This is a genomic window from Paenochrobactrum pullorum (assembly GCF_041929845.1).
Lineage (GTDB): Bacteria > Pseudomonadota > Alphaproteobacteria > Rhizobiales > Rhizobiaceae > Paenochrobactrum > Paenochrobactrum pullorum.
In genome coordinates this window covers 31,124-50,894 of record NZ_JBHEEH010000002.1, presented here as the reverse complement: position 1 = coordinate 50,894, position 19,771 = coordinate 31,124, and the positions used below count along the sequence as shown (strand labels likewise).

The 19,771-nt window shown below is 49.9% G+C and carries 19 protein-coding genes; 8 read left to right on the top strand and 11 right to left on the bottom strand.

Translation table 11 applies throughout. The annotated features are described in order from the left end of the window. Positions 1 to 99: 99 nt before the first annotated feature. Positions 100 to 735: an outer membrane protein gene (locus tag JNC77_RS06400; protein ID WP_374830652.1), complete on the top strand. Its 636-nt coding sequence runs from the start codon at positions 100 to 102 to the stop codon at positions 733 to 735. Between the two features lie 61 nt (positions 736 to 796). Here JNC77_RS06400 and JNC77_RS06395 read toward each other — a convergent pair whose 3' ends face one another. From JNC77_RS06395 to cbiE, 3 genes are all read right to left on the bottom strand, one after another. Continuing rightward, the gene (locus tag JNC77_RS06395; RefSeq protein WP_374830650.1) at positions 797 to 2,524 is read right to left on the bottom strand and encodes an ABC transporter ATP-binding protein; all 1,728 of its coding nucleotides are present in this window, start codon (positions 2,522 to 2,524) and stop codon (positions 797 to 799) included. A gap of 47 nt (positions 2,525 to 2,571) precedes the next feature. Further along, on the bottom strand, positions 2,572 to 3,681 hold the full coding sequence (locus JNC77_RS06390) for a DUF2218 domain-containing protein (protein WP_374830648.1): 1,110 nt from the start codon (positions 3,679 to 3,681) through the stop codon (positions 2,572 to 2,574). Positions 3,682 to 3,772: 91 nt separating this feature from the next. Further along, positions 3,773 to 4,984 (bottom strand): precorrin-6y C5,15-methyltransferase (decarboxylating) subunit CbiE, encoded by a 1,212-nt coding sequence (cbiE, locus tag JNC77_RS06385; RefSeq protein WP_374830646.1) that lies wholly within the window; start codon positions 4,982 to 4,984, stop codon positions 3,773 to 3,775. A 73-nt stretch (positions 4,985 to 5,057) separates the two neighbouring features. Between cbiE and cobG the strand changes: the two genes are divergently transcribed. Genes cobG through cobJ form a run of 4 tightly spaced genes read left to right on the top strand, consistent with a single transcriptional unit; the run spans position 5,058 to position 9,460 of the window. Next, complete coding sequence (gene cobG, locus JNC77_RS06380; protein ID WP_374830644.1) at positions 5,058 to 6,401, top strand: precorrin-3B synthase; 1,344 nt, start codon at positions 5,058 to 5,060, stop codon at positions 6,399 to 6,401. Continuing rightward, on the top strand, positions 6,394 to 7,020 hold the full coding sequence (locus JNC77_RS06375; protein WP_374830642.1) for a precorrin-8X methylmutase: 627 nt from the start codon (positions 6,394 to 6,396) through the stop codon (positions 7,018 to 7,020). The genes cobG and JNC77_RS06375 overlap by 8 nt, the downstream gene beginning before the upstream one ends. Further along, positions 7,017 to 7,760: a precorrin-2 C(20)-methyltransferase gene (locus tag JNC77_RS06370; RefSeq protein WP_374830640.1), complete on the top strand. Its 744-nt coding sequence runs from the start codon at positions 7,017 to 7,019 to the stop codon at positions 7,758 to 7,760. Before JNC77_RS06375 ends, JNC77_RS06370 begins: the two co-directional genes overlap by 4 nt. Continuing rightward, the gene (cobJ, locus tag JNC77_RS06365) at positions 7,745 to 9,460 is read left to right on the top strand and encodes a precorrin-3B C(17)-methyltransferase (protein WP_374830638.1); all 1,716 of its coding nucleotides are present in this window, start codon (positions 7,745 to 7,747) and stop codon (positions 9,458 to 9,460) included. Before JNC77_RS06370 ends, cobJ begins: the two co-directional genes overlap by 16 nt. A gap of 57 nt (positions 9,461 to 9,517) precedes the next feature. Here cobJ and JNC77_RS06360 read toward each other — a convergent pair whose 3' ends face one another. The 3 genes from JNC77_RS06360 to JNC77_RS06350 form a co-directional block, all read right to left on the bottom strand. Continuing rightward, positions 9,518 to 9,886 (bottom strand): hypothetical protein, encoded by a 369-nt coding sequence (locus JNC77_RS06360; protein ID WP_374831125.1) that lies wholly within the window; start codon positions 9,884 to 9,886, stop codon positions 9,518 to 9,520. A 246-nt stretch (positions 9,887 to 10,132) separates the two neighbouring features. Continuing rightward, positions 10,133 to 11,011 carry an alpha/beta hydrolase gene (locus JNC77_RS06355; protein WP_374830636.1) on the bottom strand — a complete coding sequence of 293 codons (879 nt, stop codon included), beginning with the start codon at positions 11,009 to 11,011 and terminating at the stop codon, positions 10,133 to 10,135. A gap of 34 nt (positions 11,012 to 11,045) precedes the next feature. Continuing rightward, positions 11,046 to 11,537, bottom strand: coding sequence for a flavin reductase family protein (locus JNC77_RS06350; RefSeq protein ID WP_374831123.1), 492 nt, complete (start codon positions 11,535 to 11,537; stop codon positions 11,046 to 11,048). Between the two features lie 210 nt (positions 11,538 to 11,747). Here JNC77_RS06350 and JNC77_RS06345 point away from each other — a divergent pair, with 210 nt between their 5' ends. Then, on the top strand, positions 11,748 to 12,833 hold the full coding sequence (locus JNC77_RS06345; protein WP_374830634.1) for an ABC transporter substrate-binding protein: 1,086 nt from the start codon (positions 11,748 to 11,750) through the stop codon (positions 12,831 to 12,833). Here the strand turns inward: JNC77_RS06345 and cbiB are convergent. The 4 genes from cbiB to cobA are packed head-to-tail and all read right to left on the bottom strand — an operon-like array spanning position 12,830 to position 17,015. Next, positions 12,830 to 13,810 carry an adenosylcobinamide-phosphate synthase CbiB gene (cbiB, locus tag JNC77_RS06340; protein WP_374830632.1) on the bottom strand — a complete coding sequence of 327 codons (981 nt, stop codon included), beginning with the start codon at positions 13,808 to 13,810 and terminating at the stop codon, positions 12,830 to 12,832. The two genes, JNC77_RS06345 and cbiB, sit on opposite strands and share 4 nt — an antisense overlap. A gap of 30 nt (positions 13,811 to 13,840) precedes the next feature. Continuing rightward, positions 13,841 to 14,857, bottom strand: a complete 1,017-nt coding sequence (cobD, locus tag JNC77_RS06335; RefSeq protein WP_374831121.1) for a threonine-phosphate decarboxylase CobD — start codon at positions 14,855 to 14,857, stop codon at positions 13,841 to 13,843. 5 nt (positions 14,858 to 14,862) lie between these two features. Further along, positions 14,863 to 16,170, bottom strand: a complete 1,308-nt coding sequence (locus JNC77_RS06330) for a cobyrinic acid a,c-diamide synthase CobB (RefSeq protein ID WP_374830630.1) — start codon at positions 16,168 to 16,170, stop codon at positions 14,863 to 14,865. Beyond that, positions 16,167 to 17,015: a uroporphyrinogen-III C-methyltransferase gene (cobA, locus tag JNC77_RS06325; RefSeq protein ID WP_374830628.1), complete on the bottom strand. Its 849-nt coding sequence runs from the start codon at positions 17,013 to 17,015 to the stop codon at positions 16,167 to 16,169. Before cobA ends, JNC77_RS06330 begins: the two co-directional genes overlap by 4 nt. 143 nt (positions 17,016 to 17,158) lie before the next feature. Here cobA and JNC77_RS06320 point away from each other — a divergent pair, with 143 nt between their 5' ends. Both JNC77_RS06320 and JNC77_RS06315 read left to right on the top strand, forming a co-directional pair. Next, positions 17,159 to 18,265 carry a cobalt-precorrin-5B (C(1))-methyltransferase gene (locus JNC77_RS06320; RefSeq protein WP_374831119.1) on the top strand — a complete coding sequence of 369 codons (1,107 nt, stop codon included), beginning with the start codon at positions 17,159 to 17,161 and terminating at the stop codon, positions 18,263 to 18,265. Continuing rightward, entirely contained in the window at positions 18,252 to 19,016 is a 765-nt protein-coding gene (locus JNC77_RS06315; RefSeq protein WP_374831117.1) for a cobalt-precorrin-6A reductase, read from the top strand. Before JNC77_RS06320 ends, JNC77_RS06315 begins: the two co-directional genes overlap by 14 nt. On the opposite strand, the gene cobM is transcribed toward JNC77_RS06315, so the two are convergent. Further along, complete coding sequence (gene cobM / locus JNC77_RS06310) at positions 18,980 to 19,747, bottom strand: precorrin-4 C(11)-methyltransferase (RefSeq protein WP_374830626.1); 768 nt, start codon at positions 19,745 to 19,747, stop codon at positions 18,980 to 18,982. The two genes, JNC77_RS06315 and cobM, sit on opposite strands and share 37 nt — an antisense overlap. Positions 19,748 to 19,771 lie beyond the last annotated feature (24 nt).

Below are 19,771 nucleotides of genomic sequence, written 5' to 3'. Positions count from 1 at the left end.
CGGAGAAATTCACTGCAACAGCACCGGAAGATCACAGAATCGGATGGCGCGAAGTGTATTAAAGCCACGGCGTTGAGTTTGGTGGCGATGGAGTCCCCGATGAGTAAAATGCATATTTTGATGATGAGCCTCAGCGTAGCAATTGTAGCGGCACCTGCTGCCGGTCATGCTGCTGATTACCTCAACAACAACGATTATTCTTACGACACACCTGTTTCCTCCGGCTCGGACTGGAACAACAACTATGTTGGTGCACAGATCGGTGCATCTTCTTCCAAAGTGCCAAGCCCGTTCTCAAGCCGCTCCGGCATTTTGACAGGTGTTGTTGCCGGTAAAAACATCCAGAGCGGTAATTTCGTCTTCGGTGGTGAAGTTGAGCTGAACTTTGCTGAAGCTGAACATAATATCGGTAATGGCGGTCGTTTGCAGCAATCCTGGAATGCCGCAGCCAAAGCCAAAGCCGGTTATGCAATGGATAGCACTCTTATCTATGGCACACTGGGTTATGGCACCACCAAGTTTAAAAAACAGGAAGCAACCACTAAGGGTCCGGGCTGGGAAGGTGGCGTTCTGGTGGGTGCAGGCGTTGAGCAGAAGCTCTCTGGCCCGCTTTCCGTCAAAGCTGAATATGACTATATGCGCATCAGCAATGTAAAGTCGGAAGTGAACGGCGTGAAACAGTCCAACAAACTGCATAACCACATGCTCAAAGCTGGCTTAAACTACAGCTTCTAATCAAATTAGCACAATCCATAACAAAACGCCGGACTTCAAAAATCCGGCGTTTTGTTTGTCTTTATTCTGCTGCGACTTGCTCGAACTGCACGTCATGCAAGCGCTTATAAATACCGCCTACTTTGAGCAGATCATTGTGGGTGCCCTGCTCGGCGATGCCATGTTCATTGACCACCACAATACGATCAGCATTACGGATTGTTGCCAGACGGTGCGCAATCACCAGAGAGGTACGTCCATCGGAAAGTTCTGCCAATGAGCGTTGAATGGCGCGTTCCGTTTCGGTATCAAGTGCCGAAGTCGCTTCATCCAAAATCAGGATTGGCGGGTTTTTCAAGAACATACGTGCAATAGCCAGACGTTGTTTTTGTCCGCCCGACAATTTAACGCCACGCTCCCCGATCATTGTTTCATAACCATCAGGCATGGATTCAATCATCGTATCAAGGCGTGCACGTCGCGCTGCTTCACGAATATCTTCCAAAGTGGCATCCAGACGGCCATAAGCAATGTTTTCACGAATGGTACCACCAAAGAGAAAGACATCTTGCTGCACAATACCGATCTGGCTACGCAGCGATGCCAATGTCATTTTGCGGATATCGATACCATCAATTTTAATGGCACCGGCATTCACTTCATAAAAGCGCGGTAAGAGCGAACAAAGCGTCGTCTTACCGGCACCCGAAGGGCCGACAAAAGCTATGGTTTCACCGGCCTTGATGTCCAGACTGATATTGTTGAGAACCAGCTTCTCCGGTGAATAACCAAAACTGACATTTTCAAAGCTGATATCCCCTTTAAGATCGGCAACAGCCACGGCATCAGGTGCATCGACAATATCCGGCTCGGTTTCCAGCAGCTCAAGGTAGCGTTTGAAGCCTGCAATACCCTTCGGATAAGATTCAATCACCGAGCTGATTTTCTCAACCGGACGGATAAATACTGTTACCAAAAGCAGGAAGGAAACAAAACCACCTGCACTCAGCTGATCCTGCAGCACGAAATAAGTGCCGGCCAGCATCACAATCAATTGCGTCAAACGCATCGACAAATAAGTCAGCGATGTCGAAGCTGCCATGATCTTATAAGCATTCAGCTTGGTCTGACGGTAATTCTGGTTGTCACGGGCAAAAAGTTCACGTTCATGGTCTTCATTGGCAAAAGCCTGCACCACACGCATGCCGCCGACATTTTCTTCCACACGTACGTTAAAATCACCAACGCGGCGGTAAAGAGCACGGAAGTTCTGCGTCATGCGGCTGCCGTAACGGCCTGATACCCAAACGACAAAAGGCACAACCGCTGCCGTAATCAGCGCCAGTTGCGGATTGACATAGAACATCAAAATGAAAGCGCCGATAAATGTCATAATGGCAATGAAGAGATCTTCAGGACCATGATGGGCAACCTCGCCCACTTCTTCCAAATCTTTGGTTACCCGTGCAATCAGATGGCCGGTTTTATTATTATCATAAAAGCTGAATGATAATTTCTGCATATGGTCAAACAGCTTGCGACGCATTTCTGTTTCAATATTGATACCAAGCATATGGCCCCAATAGTTCACAATCGCCATCAAACCGGTATTGACCAGATAAATCCCTAATAGAGCGGCCGACGCGACTAAAATCAGCCCCCAGTGTTGGCTCGGCAGCAAATCATCAACGAATAGTTTGACGGCCATCGGGAAGCCAAGCTCCAGAAGGCCTGCCAAAATCGCGCAGCCGAAATCCAAAAAGAACAACCCCTTATAGGGCTTGTAATAGTCCATAAACCGACGAAGCATCTTCATTCCAAATTACTGGCAGACTGCCGATATTTCAGGCGCCTGCATTATTCCCGTCTTGCGGCATCTCCACTGGCGCCTTTGCGCCAATAAGCAACAACCAGATGTTTCTCGTGGGGAATTTTCTTCTCCTTGCGAATAAAGCCTCTGATTGAACGAAAAGCACTAAATTCGCAGCCCACCCAGACAAAAATATTCTCTTCATGATCCGGATAATCAACGGCTTTCACAGCATCATAAAGTAGTTCTTTATTGTCACCTTTGGTAGCATTACGATGAAGCCAGCGAAGATCAAGCTCTGCTTTTGTTTTTAAGAGTTGTTCTTCCGCTTTATCAGCAATTTCTATCCGCACTGTGGCTTTACTGCCAGCAGGCAGACTTTCCAAAATGCGCGCAATAGCGGGAAGCGCCGTTTCATCACCGGCCAACAAATACCAATCAGCCGTCAAAAGCGCACTGCCGCCACCTGGCCCTGTCATGCCGACAATATCACCCGGTTTTGCCTCGACAGCCCAGCGCGCTCCATAACCACCATCCTGATCGCCATCTTCGTCACATTCATGCAAAACGAGATCAATATCGACAATACCGGCATCCGCATCAATATGACGGATAGTATAGGCACGTCCGACCAATTCCTTTTCGCCTTCAGGCCAGACCGGAATGCCATTTTCCCCCATCACCGGCCATTCAGGTTTCACATTTTGATGCTTGGGGAAAAGAAGACGCACATGCAAACCATCGCGGGTAAAGCGCTCAAGGTTTTCACCTCGCAAACGCACACGACGCATCAAAGGGGTTACTTCAGTATTTGAAACCACCTGCATTTCACGTAAAAATGCCAATACAGTTCCCGCACCACCATCACCGCTCCAGACAATTTTGGCGCCCGATTTTTCCGCTTTCAATGTCTCGGTCAACTGATAGGCAATGGCATATTTCATATAAGCCAATCCTGCATCATCTTCAGATGTTACACTGACGCAAAATTTTTCAGGCTCAGCCGACAAATCCGCCGAACCATAAGGCAGCGTAATTTTTGTAACCGCACTATCTATAGTGATCTGCGCATGTTCTTCAAAAATTTTGGTAATTTTATCGATGAGTACGGAAGGATCCTGAACCGCAGTTTCAAGATTAGCTTGCAAAATGGTCATGGATTTTCCCCTTCCGCCAGTTTCAACTGCAGATTGACTGCATCATCCATGACCTACCTATTTAAACATGATAATTCAAGTCATATTTAAATCATTTCGGTTTTTGCGAACACAAAATTGTGACCGGCAAAGCCTGCCGCCAGACATCAAAAGAACCAAGCTCTGCTGCTTGCGCCATCGAAATACGCACCAACTCGCCCCCATATTGTGCACGCCATTGATGCAAAGCCATCTCGCTTTGTAAGGTCACCGCATTGGCCACCAAGCGCCCTCCAGGCTTCAGCGCACCCCAACAGCTTTGCAAAACATCCCTGCCCGTCACACCGCCACCAATGAAAATTGCATCCGGCGCTTCAAGACCAGTGAGTGCTTCCGGCGCTTTACCACGCACCAATTGCAATGCCGGAACACCTAAATTTTCAGCATTTTTTAAGATAAATTCTTGTCTTTGTGCATTGGCTTCAAGGGCGATAGCACGGCAAGTCGGGTGCATCAGCATCCATTCAATACTGATTGAGCCGCAGCCCGCACCCACATCCCACAATAATTGATGCGGCTGCGGCATCAAACGTGCAAGCGTGACGGCGCGAATATCCTGCTTGGTCAATTGACCGTCATTGATAAAATGCTCATCGCTTAGACCAGCGCCAAGCGGAAAGACGACAGAATGTTCATCTGCGATACATTCAATCGCCAAGATATTCAAATCAGCACAATCTTGCGCCTGCCATGACGCTGCTTGCCCACGAATAATGTGCTCTTTTTCGCCGCCCAAATGCTCCAATACGTTGACCTGACTACTCCCGAATCCGCGCGCGTGCAATAATTTTGCCGCCGCCAAGGGTGTTTTGCCGCTATCGCTCAGCACCAAAAGCTTGTTTCCGGCATGAATATGTTTTTGCAAAATCGCCAGTGGCCGACCATGTACGCTTAAACATTCCACATCCTGCAATGCCCAGCCCATCCGCGCTGCGGCCAATGAATAAGAAGACGGGAAAGGAATTATTTCCACTTCATCAAGAGTGAAATGACGCATCAGGCTGGCACCCATGCCGAAAAACATCGGGTCGCCGCTGGCAAGCACTACAACCGGCTTGCTGCGCATTGCCTCAATCATCTGATAGGATTTTGAAAACGGTATCGGCCACGCGTTTACTTCTGCCTGATGATGGCCTGCCACCAAAGCCAGATGACGTTCGCCCCCAAAAATAAACACTGCCGAAGCAATGGCATTTCGTGCTTGCTGTCCAAGACCAGAAAAACCGTCCTCGCCAATCCCGATCACTGTCAGCCAGCGTGCCATCTTTTTTGCTCCTTTTACTCTCAAGACTGGTTTGACTGTGGCATGATTAAAGATCAAGGCGTATAAGAAAAAAATGCCCGCAAACCTGCTTAACATTGCTCCTTCTACTGACCGTCGCAGCGCCTGTCCCGGATTATTCCGCATGACCCGCGCATTGGATGGGTTTATCTGCCGCATCAAGCTGCCACTTGGTCGGATCACATGCCAGCAAGCAGACGAAATCGCACGGCTCAGCCAGACTTACGGCAATGGTATTATTGAGCTGACGATTCGCTCCAATTTACAATTGCGCGGCGTAAAGCCTGAAAACCGTGAAGCTTTGATTGCAGCTTTAATTGCATGCGGATTAGGCCCATTACGACCTGAGGGCGATGATGTGCGCACTGTCATGGTCAATCCGACCATTGGCATGGATGCCAGCCAATTGACCGACACCACCGATCTCGCCAATGAACTGTTGCGGATTTTGCAATTAACGCCGCGCTATCACGCATTGTCGCCTAAATTTTCACTGCTAGTTGATGGCGGCGAGGCTTGCGCTATCACTACCCATCCAAATGATATTTGGCTCAGTGCTTGTGAGGACGGCGAACATTTTGCATTCGGCTTTGGCTGTGTGCCGCTTCAGTCTGATTATATAATCAGGCAAACTGATGCTCTTGCTTTTGTCTGCGCCTGTCTGGACAAATTCTTGGCGCTGGCTGAACAATTCAACATCAGCCGGATGAAGCAATTATTTGCCTATATCAGCCATGAAGAATTGATCGCTGAAATAAAAAAACAATTTAGCGGAATTATTGCATCAAGCCACTGGCAGCGCCAAGAGGCAAAAGCTTTTACCCAACTCGGCCAACACAAACATCGTGATGAAACGAAATACTATGTCAGTGCGATGCCGTTTTTAGGACGGCTTTCACCACAAGACCTGCAAAAACTTGGCATCATCGCTCTGTCTGCCGGTGCTGATTATTTCTGCCTCACCCCTTGGCAAAGTTTTCTGATCCCCAATATTGATGCGGAAAAAGCGCCAGCCATTTTACGAGCATTACATGAGGCAGGCTTTGCCACCAAAAGCCACGATATTGCCGCCAATATCCGTGCCTGTTCCGGTTCAAAGGGATGCGCTTCCGCTTTAGCAGACACGCAAAGCGATGCCAAACAATTGGCACAGCTGCTCGGACAACAAACAATGCCGTTTATTCATCTGACCGGCTGTGCCAAGTCTTGTGCATCTTTAAGTGCCTTGCCGGTCACGCTTTTAGCCACCAAACCACAACATTATGACCTCTTTTTGCAAGACAAAACTGGACGATCGCGTTTTGGAAGGCTATTGGCCAGCAATATAACAATTCAGGATGCAGCCAAATTGCTGCAACAACACCAAATATCCAAACCTACAGGAACCGGTAATGTCTGATTATATTCGTGACGGACAGGCGATTTACGATCGCTCTTTCGCCATCATTCGTTCTGAAGCCAATCTGGCAAACATTCCTGCAAACATGGAAAAACTGGCCGTACGCGTGGCGCACGCTTCCGGCATGGTTGATATCATTGATGATCTGGTATTTTCAAGCGGTGCGGGTAAGTCCGGCCGCGATGCATTGCTGGGTGGTGCGCCAATTATTTGTGATGCCCGCATGGTTGCTGAAGGTGTGACCCGCGCAAGATTGCCAGCCGATAATCAGGTCATTTGCACATTAAACGATCCGTCTGTGCCGGAACTGGCCAAAAAACTTGGCAATACCCGTTCTGCCGCCGCCCTTGAATTATGGTTGCCGCATCTGGAAGGCAGTGTCGTTTCTATCGGCAATGCGCCCACCGCCCTTTTCCGCCTGCTTGAAATGATCGACCAAGGCGCACCAAAGCCTGCGCTCATCATCGGTATGCCGGTTGGTTTTGTAGGTGCCGTTGAATCGAAAGATGAACTGGCGGCCAACAGCCGTGGCGTTCCTTTCGTGATTGTGCGTGGTCGCCGTGGCGGCAGCGCCATGGCCGCAGCCGCCATCAATGCGCTGGCTTCGGAGAAGGAATGATGAGCGCAACGCCAAAGGGTAAATTATATGGTCTTGGTGTTGGGCCCGGTGATCCGGAGCTCATCACCCTCAAAGCCCTGCGCCTGCTCAAAGCCTCGCCGGTTGTTGCCTACCACGCTGCCAAAGGCAAAAAAGGTAATGCGCTGACCATCGTCGAAGAATTTTTGTCACCCGACCAAACACGTATGCCGCTGATCTACCCGGTAACAACCGAAAAGCTGCCGCAACATATGAATTACGAGCAGATCGTCAGTGATTTTTATACCGAAATCACCGATCAACTGGCAGAATATCTTGATGCAGGTCAGGATGTAGCGGTGATTGCCGAGGGCGACCCGTTTTTCTTCGGCTCATTCATGTATATTCACGACCGTCTGGCGCATCGCTTTGAAACCCATGTCGTGCCCGGTGTGTGCTCGGTACTTGGTGCCTCTGCCGTGCTGGGTGCACCGCTTTGCTATCGCAATCAGGTGTTGAGCATTCTTTCCGGCGTCATGAGCTATGATGAATTGCGCGAAAAAATCCGCAATACGGATGCTTGCGCCATCATGAAACTGGGTAAGAACCTTGCCAAAGTGCGTGATGTTTTGCGCGCAGAAGGCTTGCTTGAACGCGCACTTTATGTGGAACGCGCCACGATGCAAAATCAACGCATTATCCCTCTTGATGAAGTCAATGCCGATCAATGTCCGTATTTCTCGCTGATCCTCGTACCGGGTGAAAAATGGAACGGACTATGAAACTTGCGCCTGCCATTTTGATTCTAGGTCAAGCCAGCTTAGAGGCGGCCAAAACCATTGCCAGCCTTTATCAAGGGGCTGAAATTTTCGGGCTTGAAACGCGCGTTCAAGGTGCCGACAAGACCTATCCGCATTTTGGCGACACATTACGCGCGCTTTATCAGGAAGGCCGTCCACTGATCGCTTTATGCGCCAGCGGTATTATCATTCGCGCGCTCGCCCCCCTGCTCAGCAACAAACAGGCAGAGCCGCCGGTATTGAGTATTGCCGAAGATGGGAGCGCCGTCGTGCCGCTACTTGGTGGTCTGACTGGCGTTAATGAAATGGCAAAGAGCATTGCCAAAGCCTTTGATGTCAAACCCGCCATCACCACCAGCGGTGAATTGCGCTTTGGCATCAATCTGTTGCATCCACCAAGCGATATAAGCTTGGCCAATCCTGAAACGGCCAAAAAATTCACCTCCGATTTGCTGGCAGGTGAAAATTTGCGCCTCATCGGCCAGTCGCAATGGATCAGACGTTCCAAATTACCGCTCAAAGATGACGGCACTTTAACAATCCGCATCACGCCGGAATTAACGACACCCAACGATAATGAGCTGGTCTATTATCCGCGCACCATTGTCATCGGCATTGAAAAACCTTGTGCCGATTTACACGATCACGTGGTAAAAATTTTGACAAATGCAGGATTGGCACCTGCCTCGCTGGCATTGATCCTTGCCCATGAGCGTGATTGCAACAATGACGATATCCGTCATTTCGCGGCGCAATCCGGTTTGCCATTGCGTTTTATCGTGTCAGATGGAGCTCTCGCCCCGCACAGCGTCGATGAACCGGTCAAGCTGATTGAAGACAGTCACGTCACACTCGCGATTGCCAATACACCAGAAGACATCGTCTTATGTGGTCGCCCGCGTGGACGTTTGAGCGTTATTGGTCTGGGCCCCGGCGACAAGCAATTCACCACGCCTGCCGTGCTGGCGGAACTTGACCAAGCGCAAGACCTGCTCGGCTATGAAACCTACATTAAAATGGCCGGAACCTTGCGTGAAGATCAGCGCATTTATGCAACTGACAATCGTGAAGAAATGCAGCGCGCCCGCCACGCCTTTGAACTGGCAGCCTCTGGCCGCTCGGTAGTGATGGTTTCATCGGGTGATCCGGGTGTCTTTGCCATGGCGACCGCGGTGATGGAAGCCCTTGACCAAAGTGATAATCCAAGCTGGCACGCGGTTGAGCTGGTCATTCAGCCCGGCATTTCTGCCGCGATGTCGGCAGCCGCTAAAGCCGGTGCGCCATTGGGGCATGATTTCTGCATCATTTCGCTGTCAGACAATTTAAAGCCGTGGAGCGTGATTGAAAACCGCATCCATCATGCAGCTTTAGCTGATATGGTAATCGCGTTTTACAATCCGGTTTCCAAAGCGCGTCCGCATCAGTTAGGCCAAGCCATTGAGAAATTGCGCGAGCTACGTGCGCCTTCAACACCAGTGATACTGGCACGCGATATAGGTCGTCCAGCTGAAGGCTTACGCCATATTACCCTTGGTGAACTGCATTCCGATATGGTGGATATGCGCACGGTTGTACTTGTCGGCTCCAGCCTGACACGGACATTTGGCACCAGCATGGGGCAAAAATGGACCTATACACCACGCTGGTATGGCGGCGCGCATCGTCCCGAAGGTTTCAGGTAAATCACAAATACAAAAAAGGCAGGGAATTCCCTGCCTTTTTCATTTTATCAATCAGTCTTATTTTGCCTTGCCTTTGGCAGAGGCCTTCACAACTTCTGCTTTCTTAGCCGGTGCCTTATTGGCAGAAGCCGCAGCGGCAGCAGCATTCGCGGCCGCCTGATCTGCACTCATCGGGGTCGTATCGACAACCGAGCGCACGCCGCCCTTGGCATTGACCGAGCAGACAGCACTGCGCAAATCGACCTTCATGATGACATCGGTGCCACCGGCAGAGCCCGGACGCGTATCAACCGCTGAAATCACTTTTTCAGGCAGGAAATATTTATTGGCAGCAGCGGTGATGCAAGCATCAGCCAATGCCGGATCAACATATTTGGTCACAGGTGCAAAAAAACCTGAGGATGTGCCCGATCCCGAAATCGGCATCTGCGCTTTGGTCTGTGTGCCGCCTGAAGGTGTGGGTGTCGTTGTACAAGCAGCCATTAAAGGGGCAATCATCGCCAGTAACATAAAACGGGTTCCGGTGCGGGCACGACCAAGCATAGCATTCCTCACATAGACTGAATGGGGGCAAATATTAACTGAAATAACTATTCGCTTTTGCGAAATTGTCGAGTGGCAGGAAGGTCACAACGCAATATTTAATGCAAAACTGCACAGCTGATTGCACCTTTATTTCAAAATCCAGTTCAAAATTTCATACCAATCCGCCATCCGGATCGGTGTTCCGTGATTGCCACTTTCAAAGCGACGAAACTGCGCCGGATAGTTGGATGCAGACTTTTTCAGCTTTTGATAAAAAGCCTCCATATCAGAAACAGCAAAAACCGGATCACGGCTGCCATGCGCCAGAAAGACCGGTAAACGGCGCTTAAAACTGGCAGTCTTTAAATATCCATCGTCCCATAATGAACCAAGCAACACCAGTCCGTTCAAATGCGAAGCTGCCTGCTCATTGGCAGCGATACGCCAGCATAGAGCACCGCCTGCTGACCCGCAGGATAAAACCAATTGTGCCCTAGGCGATTGTGATTTTAAAGTGCTTATCAAAGCGGCAATTTGCGCCTCGCCCTGATCGGCAAAGTCTTTAAATTCCGGCGTAACATAAAGGCCGCCATTCTGGCTTGTCAGATATTTGACACGATTAAAATTACCACCAAAAGTAAAATCATTCATGCCCTGATGGCGGTTACCGCCCCGGCCATGCAGATAAATGACAATAAAGGAAGCATTCTTGAGTTTACCGGCAGCCATTGCCTTAACGTTGCCGGCTTCGGTTTTAAACACCAGATCCTGCTGATTAGCACGTGCGCGCAAACTGATATAATTATCTTTCACGCGCTTTTCCGGAATGGCATCACGCCCGTTGATATCGCGCATCTCATTGTAATCAATGATCTGATAAGCACCATTATCTTTGGACGATATAACCGCCGGATAAGCAAAATATTCATTTTTATAGGCAGGCAACACCCCGGCTGAAGCCGTATTCACAACACCTGTCGCAATTAATGCGCTCAGATATGTGATCGATTTTACAAGCTTCAGCAAATGACAAACCTCCGGTAAGGATTTACCCTTATATTCAAAGCGGCAATGTATGATAGCGGCGATTGAGATAAATCAGCGCTTCCTCATCCGTTTTTTGCGAAACGCCAACCACTTCGCCAAACACCACGTAATGGGTAGAATGTTCCTGCACACTGGTAACGATACAGTCAAACGATGCCAGTGCATCGGCCAAAACCGGCGCGCCTGTTGTTAATGTCTGCCATTGCGCCAAAGCGAAACGCTCGTCTTGTGTCATCTGAAACCGGCCGGAAAAAGCATCCGACAGTTTTTGATGCGCTGACGATAAAGTATTAATGGCAAATACACCATTCTCAATGAACAGCTTGTTATATTCATGCACTTTCTGCAAGCAAACTAAAACTGTCGCCGGATTATCCGAAACCGAACAGCAAGCAGTTAGGGTAAGCCCGCGTCTGCCCGACTTACCATCTGTGGTTACCAATTGCACCGCACCGGCAAAATGGCTCATCGCATTGCGATATGTCTGCGGCTCGACTGCCGTCATTTCCGGACCTGTTACCTTCACGCTTTGCACACTGTCACCCTGAATATACCCAAATGCGATCAAATTTACACCGCTCAATACGGCAATCCATACCAATTGAGCAAGATGTTTCTTGTTATTTTATTTGAGGCATTGCACGATGAAGCTTAAACCGCTACCCACATTTATGTTATTTTCGCTTTCCATCGCTTTAAACAAGATCGTTCTGCCATGATGTCCGGCTCTGCAAAAGCCCTGATGATAGTGAGTTTTCTGACCGTAACTTTTAATGCGGCTGGTGTCGCGCGGGCTGATGAAACCAAAATTGGCTTTGCAGCACCACTTTCCGGCTCCTTTGCAATGCTTGGCGAACAATTGGTTAAGGGCGCTAAACAAGCCCATAACAATGCTGCCACCCTTATTATTGCAGATGATTCTTGCTCTTCGGAAGGTGGAAAACAAGTGGCAGAGCGCTTTGTTGAGCAAAAAATTACCCTTGCCACTGGTTTTATATGCAGTGAAGCGCTTGAAGCTGCGTTACCACTTTTACAGCAGAATAATATTCCCGTGCTCAGCAGCGGTGTGCAGGAACGAACACTGCTTGAAAAAAGAAAACCTTTCTCTCCACCGGTATATCGTTTGGCAACCGGCATGGAAAAAGAGGTTGCTGCCACCGGTTCTGTTCTTGGCAGCCTCTGGAAACAAGAGCCTTTTGCGATTATCGATGACGGTACGATTGAAGGGCGTGAACTGGCGGCTGGCGTATTGAATGCACTCAAAGAGCAGCAACTCGCACCGGTTTTTACCGATACTTACCGCCCCGGCCTTACCAATCAAAATGCGCTTGTCTCGCGGTTGCGTCGTGCCGGTGCCAGCCATGTCTTTATCGGCGGACAAGCCGATGATGCAGCCGCAATTGCACAAAGTGCTAAGGGCTTGAATTATCCGTTGATTATTGCCGGCGGTGCTTTATTGAACGCAATCCCGAACGGCCTACCGCTTTCAACCGACACTTTTATGGTGGCACCCCTTGCCCCAGCATCATTAAAATCAGCACAGAACTTCAGACAAGAAATGCAAGATCGCGGCGAAATTGTCGACACTTATCTGACAGCCGGTTTTGCCACAATGCAGATAGCTGATCAGGCACAAAAGCTGTCGCAAGAAAAACACCTGCCCATTGCCGAGATTTTATCTTCTACCGCTTTTGAGACTATCCTCGGCACTATTCGCTTTAATCAAAACGGTATGCGCAGCGACAATCCCAATCGACTGCATCGATTCAATGGCAAAGATTTTGCACCGGTCGAAAATTAGGCCAGCCAAACAACAAATGCTGTAATGCCAACCATAACAGCCATCACACTCATCGTTTGCCAGAAAAGCCTGACCGCTGCATCAATGTCATCCGCTTTTGCATCCCTTCGTCCGCCTTCATTTAAAGTCGGACTGGCAACAAGCTGACCATAATAATGGCGTGGCCCTGCCAATGCGAGCCCAAGGGCGGCAGCATATGCGCTTTCCGGCCAACCGGCATTGGGCGAGCGGTGCGAACCCGCATCATGCCACATAACCTGAAAGCAATTTCGTGCAGACGTCAAACCACGGGTCACCAGCACAGCCAAGACTATTAACAGCCCCGTCAATCTGGCCGGAATGAGATTGACCAGATCATCAAATCTGGCCGCGAACCAACCATAATAGAGATAACGTTCATTCTTATGACCAATCATGGAATCAGCCGTATTGATAAGCTTGTAGGTGAGCAATCCCGGCAAGCCCAGAAGCAGATACCAAAAGACCGGAGCAACCACCCCATCGGAAGCATTTTCCGCCAGACTTTCAATGGCTGCACGCGAGACACCGCCCTCATCCAAGTCTTGCGGGTCACGCCCGACAATCATTGAAACCTTATCGCGCCCTTTTACCAAGCCTCCCTCACGCAAGCCTATCGCCACTGCCTGCACATGGTCTGCCAGACTTTTTTGCGCCAGAAAAACCATCACAATCAAGGTTTCAATGATAGCGCCAGCAAGGTTTAGTTGGCGCAAAAGCAATTGCAAACCAAAGGTCAATCCGCCAACCAACAATATCGAAAATAGCATTGCCAATGTGCCGCGCAGTCGCAGATTTTGCGGCATCCGATCTTTATGGTTTAAACGCTTTTCAAAGAAGCTAATCAGCTTACCAAAGATCATAACCGGGTGCGGGATCCGCGCCCACATCCATGCCGGATCACCAATTATGCGATCCAACAAAATCGCCAAAAACAATATAATCAGCTTTATTTCCATGATCTTAGCCGAGAACCTTGAATCAAATCATCAAGCTTTAAATGTCAAGAGCGCGTCTTCCAGACGTTTTAAATCGGCTGGCTCTTTCGCAAGCCCCACCCGCAACCAATTGGGCGCATAATCAAATTTGCGCACCCAAATATACTGCTCTGCCAAATGCTGCCATAGTGCGTGGGCTTCCTCACATTGCACCAGCGAGAACAAATTGGTTCCGCCAATTTCCTCTAAATTGCAACGGGCAAATACCGCCGACAATCCCTCGCGCCGCTCTTCAATCCGGCGACGGAAACTATCCAAATCTTCACTGGTGAAAGCAGCCTGTGCAATGGCCAAAGCAGGGCCAGATACAGCCCATGGCCCCAAGCGCGCTGCAATCTTTTCGATAAGCTCAAGATTGGAAAAGGCAAAGCCCAAACGCACACCGGCAAGGCCGAAGAACTTGCCAAAAGATTTTAGCACAATCAGCGGCTCATCTTTGGCATAAGACACTAAAGAAGCGCCTTCATGTACATCGGCAAACGCTTCATCAACGATCAAAAAGCCGCCTTGACGGCCAAGCTCACGCGCTAGGTTCAACAATTGTTTCGCCGAAATATAACGGCCATCCGGATTATTCGGATTGACCACCACGACAACCGAGACATGCTCCGGAATATCCTCAAGTGCGGCACAAGAATGCACATTCCAACCGGAACGTTGAAAGCTGGCAGCATATTCTTGATAGGTCGGCGTTAAAATCGCCATGTCGCCCGCGTCAGCCAAGAGCGGCATGATTTGAATAAGCGCTTGGGTGCCCGGCGCTGTCGCAAGCGGTGCTTGCGGTTCAGCCCCATAAAATCCGCGTGCCGCAGATAAAGCCCATTGCAGCACGCTCTCATCGGGCAAACGATGCCACAGGTTCAAAGGTAAGTCCGGCAGCGCAAAGCTTTCCGGATTGATGCCTGTTGACAGATCAAGCCAACCGGAAAATTCGCCGCCAAAATGAGCGATTGCTGCATCAATACCGCCGCCATGAAACACTTTTTCCGGCGCGCGATTGCTCACCAATGTGGTCACTGATCGTCTCCGACCATATCAATCACATGCATGAAAGACCCCGAAACTGAGCCAAGCCGTAAACCTGCCACGCCCAGATCTTCATCAATCGCATCACGAACTTGATAAAGCGGCTCCGCAGTCCCTTCACGCACAATAGAGGCATAATGGAACTGATGGCCACGCAATTCCATCTGCCAAGGCGCACCGGCCAATGGTTTGAGTTTGCGATAGCCCAAATTCAAACGACGTTGGGCAAAGCTGGTTTCAAGCGGCAAAAGGCCAAGCATTTTATGCTTTTTTCCAGCCGCATCTTCCAGAGTTTCGCCCAGCATCATATAGCCGCCGCACTCGCCATAAATCGGCACATTTTCAGCAGCCAAGCGCTGCATTTCCTGTCTGAAATGCGATGCATTGCTCAAATATTCCGCAAATAATTCCGGATAGCCACCCGGCAAATAAACCGCGTCACATCCAGCCATTGGCGCTTCATCTTTCAACGGCGAGAAAAACGAAACCTCAGCCCCGCGACGTACCCAGCCATCAATCAAGTGGGTATAGGCAAAAGCAAAAGCATCATCACGCGCCACAGCAATACGCTGGCCTAATGGCGGCAGACGGGTGACATTGGCCATTGTGCCATGCAGACGCACACTTTTCCAAATGCGCTCCAACTGCACGAAATCCAACCGATCACGCATGACCGATGCAGCATTATCAATAAAAGCGTCGAGATCGCCATGTTCATTGGCCTGTACGAGTCCCAGATGACGCTCCGGCAAGGTCAGGCTATCAATGCGCGGAATGGCGCCGACAACCGGAATGCCCAAGGGGCTCAACGCTTCGCGCAGCATTTTTTCATGTCGCGGCGTACCGACACGGTTTAAAATCACACCGCCTACCATGATGTCGGGACGGAAATTGGCAAAACCTTGCACCAGTGCGGCTACTGAATGCGATTGGCGAGCGCAATCAACAACGAGAATGACGGGCAAGCCTAGTAATTCTGCTAAGTCAGCCGCAGAGCCGGTACCGTCAATCGCACCGTCATAAAGCCCCATCATGCCTTCAGCGATCAGCAATTTACCGCCTTCGGTCATACGGCCTGCTAAAGCACTGATCAGTTCACTGCGCATACCCCACGGGTCGAGATTAAAACATCTGGCACCACTGGCAGCGGCATGAAAAGCCGGATCAATATAATCAGGGCCGATTTTGGCCGGTGCCAGCGGCAGGCCGCGATCTTTCAATACACGCAACAGCCCGAGCGTTACTGTTGTCTTACCGGAACCCGAACATGGTGCGGCTATCACAAAGCCCTTCATGCAACTTCTCCCTGTTCATTTTTCCGTATCAGTTCATCATTGTTTAAAAGGCGACCACTTTGCGCGCCCAACCAATCAAGGCTTTCACGCAGTTTAACCACCTCGCCCACCACCACAATGGCTGGCGGCTCTAATCCTGCTTCACGCACATGTTTTTCCGCCTTTTCCAAGGTGGTTTCCAAGACATGTTGATTTTTAAGCGACGCATTGCACACAAATGCAATAGCCTCATCAGGTGCGCGCCCTGCTTCAATCAGGCGGCGTGTAATTTCGCCAATATGCTTCATCGCCATATACATGACGATCACTGGTGAAGCGCGCGCAATACTGTGCCAATCCATCTTATCCGGCATCACACCATTGGCATCATGTCCGGTTAAAAATGTTACACTTTGATTGATCGTCCGGTGCGTTGTCGGAATACCTGCATAAGCCAATCCGCCGATACCGGCGGTCACACCCGGAACAACGCGAAACTTAATACCGTGCTCAACCAATGTCAGCGCTTCTTCGGCACCACGGCCAAACACAAAAGGATCACCGCCTTTGAGACGCAAAACACGCTTGTTCTGACGTGCCAGTTCCACCAACCGCAAAGAAATATCACGCTGTTTGGCCGATGGTTTGCCACCGCGTTTTCCAGCATATTCCAACACAGCATTTTCATTGGCAAATTGCAGACAGGTTTCATCCACCAAAGCATCGTAGACAATCACATCCGCCTGCTCAAGCCCGCGTACGGCATGCAGTGTCAAAAGGCCAGGATCACCGGGACCGGCACCGACCAGCCATACTTGCCCCTGTTCCAGTTCGGGCAGCAGATCCTGTTTTGCTTGCTTGTTCATGCGGTCTTCTTCATGCATCATAAAATTTCATTGATATCACTGTTATCGGATATTGAGCGGAATTGAATAGTGAATTGCTCTTATTTGCATAAATTTTCTCTGTGTCCGGCCGCATAATCGACTATAAGACCTCTATGAGTGAGATGACAGAACCAGACAATGAACATGAAGTGCAAACCGATGCACCAGCGCTGCGCAAAGGCTGGACAACGGGTGCCTGCGCTACAGCTGCAACCAAATCAGCTCTGACTGCATTGATTACCGGCGAGTTCATTGATCCTGTCGGTATAATTTTGCCCAAAGGTGAAGTGCCTTTCTTTCCGCTTGTGTTGGAAAGCTTGGGTGAGGGCTATGCCATGGCAGGTATTGTCAAAGATGCAGGTGACGATCCTGACGTCACCCATGGTGCGACAATCATCTCCACGGTTTTTCCGGCTCCTCCCGGCACAGGTATTATTTTTCAGGCCGGCGATGGTGTCGGTACAGTTACCCGTCCTGGACTACCGATTCCGCCCGGTGAAGCGGCGATCAATCCGGTGCCGCGTAAAATGATGACCGAAATTTGCGAAGAAATCTGCGCTCAATACGGCTTGCCCGCTGATTTGGTGATTATGATTTCTGTGCCGGATGGCGAAGAAATTGCCAAACAAACATGGAATCCGCGTCTTGGTATTGTCGGCGGCATTTCAATTTTAGGCACCACCGGTGTGGTCAATCCGTTTTCCTGTTCGGCATGGATCCATTCCATCCATCGCGGCATTGATGTGGCACGCGCTGAAGGGCAAAAACATGTTCTTGCCGCGACCGGCTCCACGTCAGAAACAGCAGCGCAAGATATTTATAACCTGCCTGATTTCGCCATTTTGGATATGGGTGATTTTGCCGGTGGCGTTTTAAAATATCTGCGTAACCATCCGATTGATAAATTAACGCTTGCCGGTGGTTTTGCGAAACTTACCAAGCTTGCTCAAGGCGCGCTTGATCTGCATTCTGCCCGCAGTCAAGTCGATATGGGCTTCTTGTGGGAAACGGCAAAAACACTTGGTGCACCTGATGATATGCGCGAGATGATTCTATCTGCGAACACTGCGCTTGAAGTACTTGAAATGACTCAAAAGATTGATCTCGCCCTGCCGCAAGCCATTGCACAAAAAGCACAAGAAACAGCACTCAACACATTGCGTGGCGCAGCAGTTGAGGTCGAGATTATTGTCACAGACCGTAAAGGCACCATCCTTGCCCGCCTTTGATTGTAAAATCCTGTTGCTTGGCGGCACCACGGAAGCGGCTAAGCTGGCGCAGGTGTTAAATGCGCAGGGTTTTCACACCATCACTTCACTGGCTGGCAGAACCGCCACCCCATCGCCTGTTGAAGGCATGGTACGCAGTGGCGGTTATGGTGGCGCAGATGGTTTGAGCACCTATATTCTTGCAGAAAGCATCAATCTCATCATTGATGCGACACATCCTTTTGCCAAGCAAATTTCTGCTAATGCGCGGCAAGCAGCCGACAGAACCCGTTGCCCCCTTATCCGGCTTGAACGCCCCGCATGGCAGCAACGACCACAAGACCTCTGGCAGTTAATCCATAAAGAAGAAGAGGCCGCACGCTTGTTGCCCAGTGGCGCACGCGCATTTTTAGCGCTTGGCCGTCAGCATATTGCGCCGTTTCAAAGCCGTGATGATGTGCATTTTATCATGCGGATGATTGATCCGGCTGAAGTGGCATTGCCGCTGAACCATCAAATTATTCTGGCAAAGCCAATGGGTTTTGAAGATGAGTGTGACTTGTTACGTCAGCACAAAATCACCCATCTTGTCTGCCGCAATTCGGGTGGCACAGCATCTTATCAAAAAATCCGTGCAGCACGCGAGCTGGCAATCAATGTTTTGATGATTGAGCGCCCCACACCTGTTGCGCGCCACATTGTCGAAGATGCCGAGGCGGTGCTGAGCTTTGTCTATCAGCTTTTCGGTTCGCCTCCACGCAGTGCATGCTGATGGCTCTCATGATAAAGGGCTGAATCACGAAAATTCTTTGCGTCCAAAGCACGGCCGATAAAAATCATCGCGGTGCGTTTAACACCATGTTCTTCTATCTTGGTGCGAATATCAGCCAATGTGCCTTTGATAAATTCTTCATCCGGCCAGCCAACCCGATAAGCTACAATCACCGGACAATCCGCACCATAAAGCGGCAATAATTCATCTTCAATTTTTGCCAGATTGCGGATCGACAAATGAATAACCAATGTCGCACCAGATCGGCCAAGATTACTGAGCGTCTCACCGTCCGGCATGGCGGAAGACTTCATCGAAGTGCGCGTCAAGATGATTGACTGGTTCACACCTGGAATGGTCAGTTCTTGTTTCAGGGCGGCGGCGGCGGCGGCAAAAGCCGGCACACCCGGCGTTACATCATAATCAATTCCAAGCGCATCAAGCCTGCGCATTTGTTCAGCCATTGCACCATAAATCGACGGATCACCGGAATGGACACGCGCCACATTCAAGCCTTTTTCATGCGCATCACGCATCGCTTTAATGATCTCATCCAAGTTAAGCGAGGAACTATCAATCAACAGCGCATCTTGCGGCGCACTAGCAACCAGTTCCTTTGGCACCAAAGAACCCGCATAAATGCAGACCGGACATTGCTCAATCAATCGCTGGCCGCGCACCGTAATTAAATCCGCAGCACCCGGCCCTGCACCGATAAAATGAACAACCATAATTCCAACTCATCCAAATATATT

What these genes read in the sequence shown, in the direction of transcription:
- cobA (WP_374830628.1), bottom strand. Translation starts at nt 17,015, where the DNA reads ATGAACAAGCAAGCAAAACAGGATCTGCTGCCCGAACTGGAACAGGGG.
- JNC77_RS06390 (WP_374830648.1), bottom strand. Translation starts at nt 3,681, where the DNA reads ATGACCATTTTGCAAGCTAATCTTGAAACTGCGGTTCAGGATCCTTCC.
- JNC77_RS06350 (WP_374831123.1), bottom strand. Translation starts at nt 11,537, where the DNA reads ATGACGGCAGTCGAGCCGCAGACATATCGCAATGCGATGAGCCATTTT.
- cbiB (WP_374830632.1), bottom strand. Translation starts at nt 13,810, where the DNA reads ATGGAAATAAAGCTGATTATATTGTTTTTGGCGATTTTGTTGGATCGC.
- cobM (WP_374830626.1), bottom strand. Translation starts at nt 19,747, where the DNA reads ATGGTTGTTCATTTTATCGGTGCAGGGCCGGGTGCTGCGGATTTAATT.
- cbiE (WP_374830646.1), bottom strand. Translation starts at nt 4,984, where the DNA reads ATGGCACGCTGGCTGACAGTGATCGGGATTGGCGAGGACGGTTTTTCT.
- JNC77_RS06370 (WP_374830640.1), top strand. Translation starts at nt 7,017, where the DNA reads ATGATGAGCGCAACGCCAAAGGGTAAATTATATGGTCTTGGTGTTGGG.
- JNC77_RS06400 (WP_374830652.1), top strand. Translation starts at nt 100, where the DNA reads ATGAGTAAAATGCATATTTTGATGATGAGCCTCAGCGTAGCAATTGTA.
- JNC77_RS06395 (WP_374830650.1), bottom strand. Translation starts at nt 2,524, where the DNA reads ATGCTTCGTCGGTTTATGGACTATTACAAGCCCTATAAGGGGTTGTTC.
- JNC77_RS06320 (WP_374831119.1), top strand. Translation starts at nt 17,159, where the DNA reads ATGACAGAACCAGACAATGAACATGAAGTGCAAACCGATGCACCAGCG.
- JNC77_RS06330 (WP_374830630.1), bottom strand. Translation starts at nt 16,170, where the DNA reads ATGAAGGGCTTTGTGATAGCCGCACCATGTTCGGGTTCCGGTAAGACA.
- JNC77_RS06360 (WP_374831125.1), bottom strand. Translation starts at nt 9,886, where the DNA reads ATGCCGATTTCGGGATCGGGCACATCCTCAGGTTTTTTTGCACCTGTG.
- cobJ (WP_374830638.1), top strand. Translation starts at nt 7,745, where the DNA reads ATGGAACGGACTATGAAACTTGCGCCTGCCATTTTGATTCTAGGTCAA.
- JNC77_RS06375 (WP_374830642.1), top strand. Translation starts at nt 6,394, where the DNA reads ATGTCTGATTATATTCGTGACGGACAGGCGATTTACGATCGCTCTTTC.
- cobG (WP_374830644.1), top strand. Translation starts at nt 5,058, where the DNA reads ATGCCCGCAAACCTGCTTAACATTGCTCCTTCTACTGACCGTCGCAGC.
- JNC77_RS06345 (WP_374830634.1), top strand. Translation starts at nt 11,748, where the DNA reads ATGATGTCCGGCTCTGCAAAAGCCCTGATGATAGTGAGTTTTCTGACC.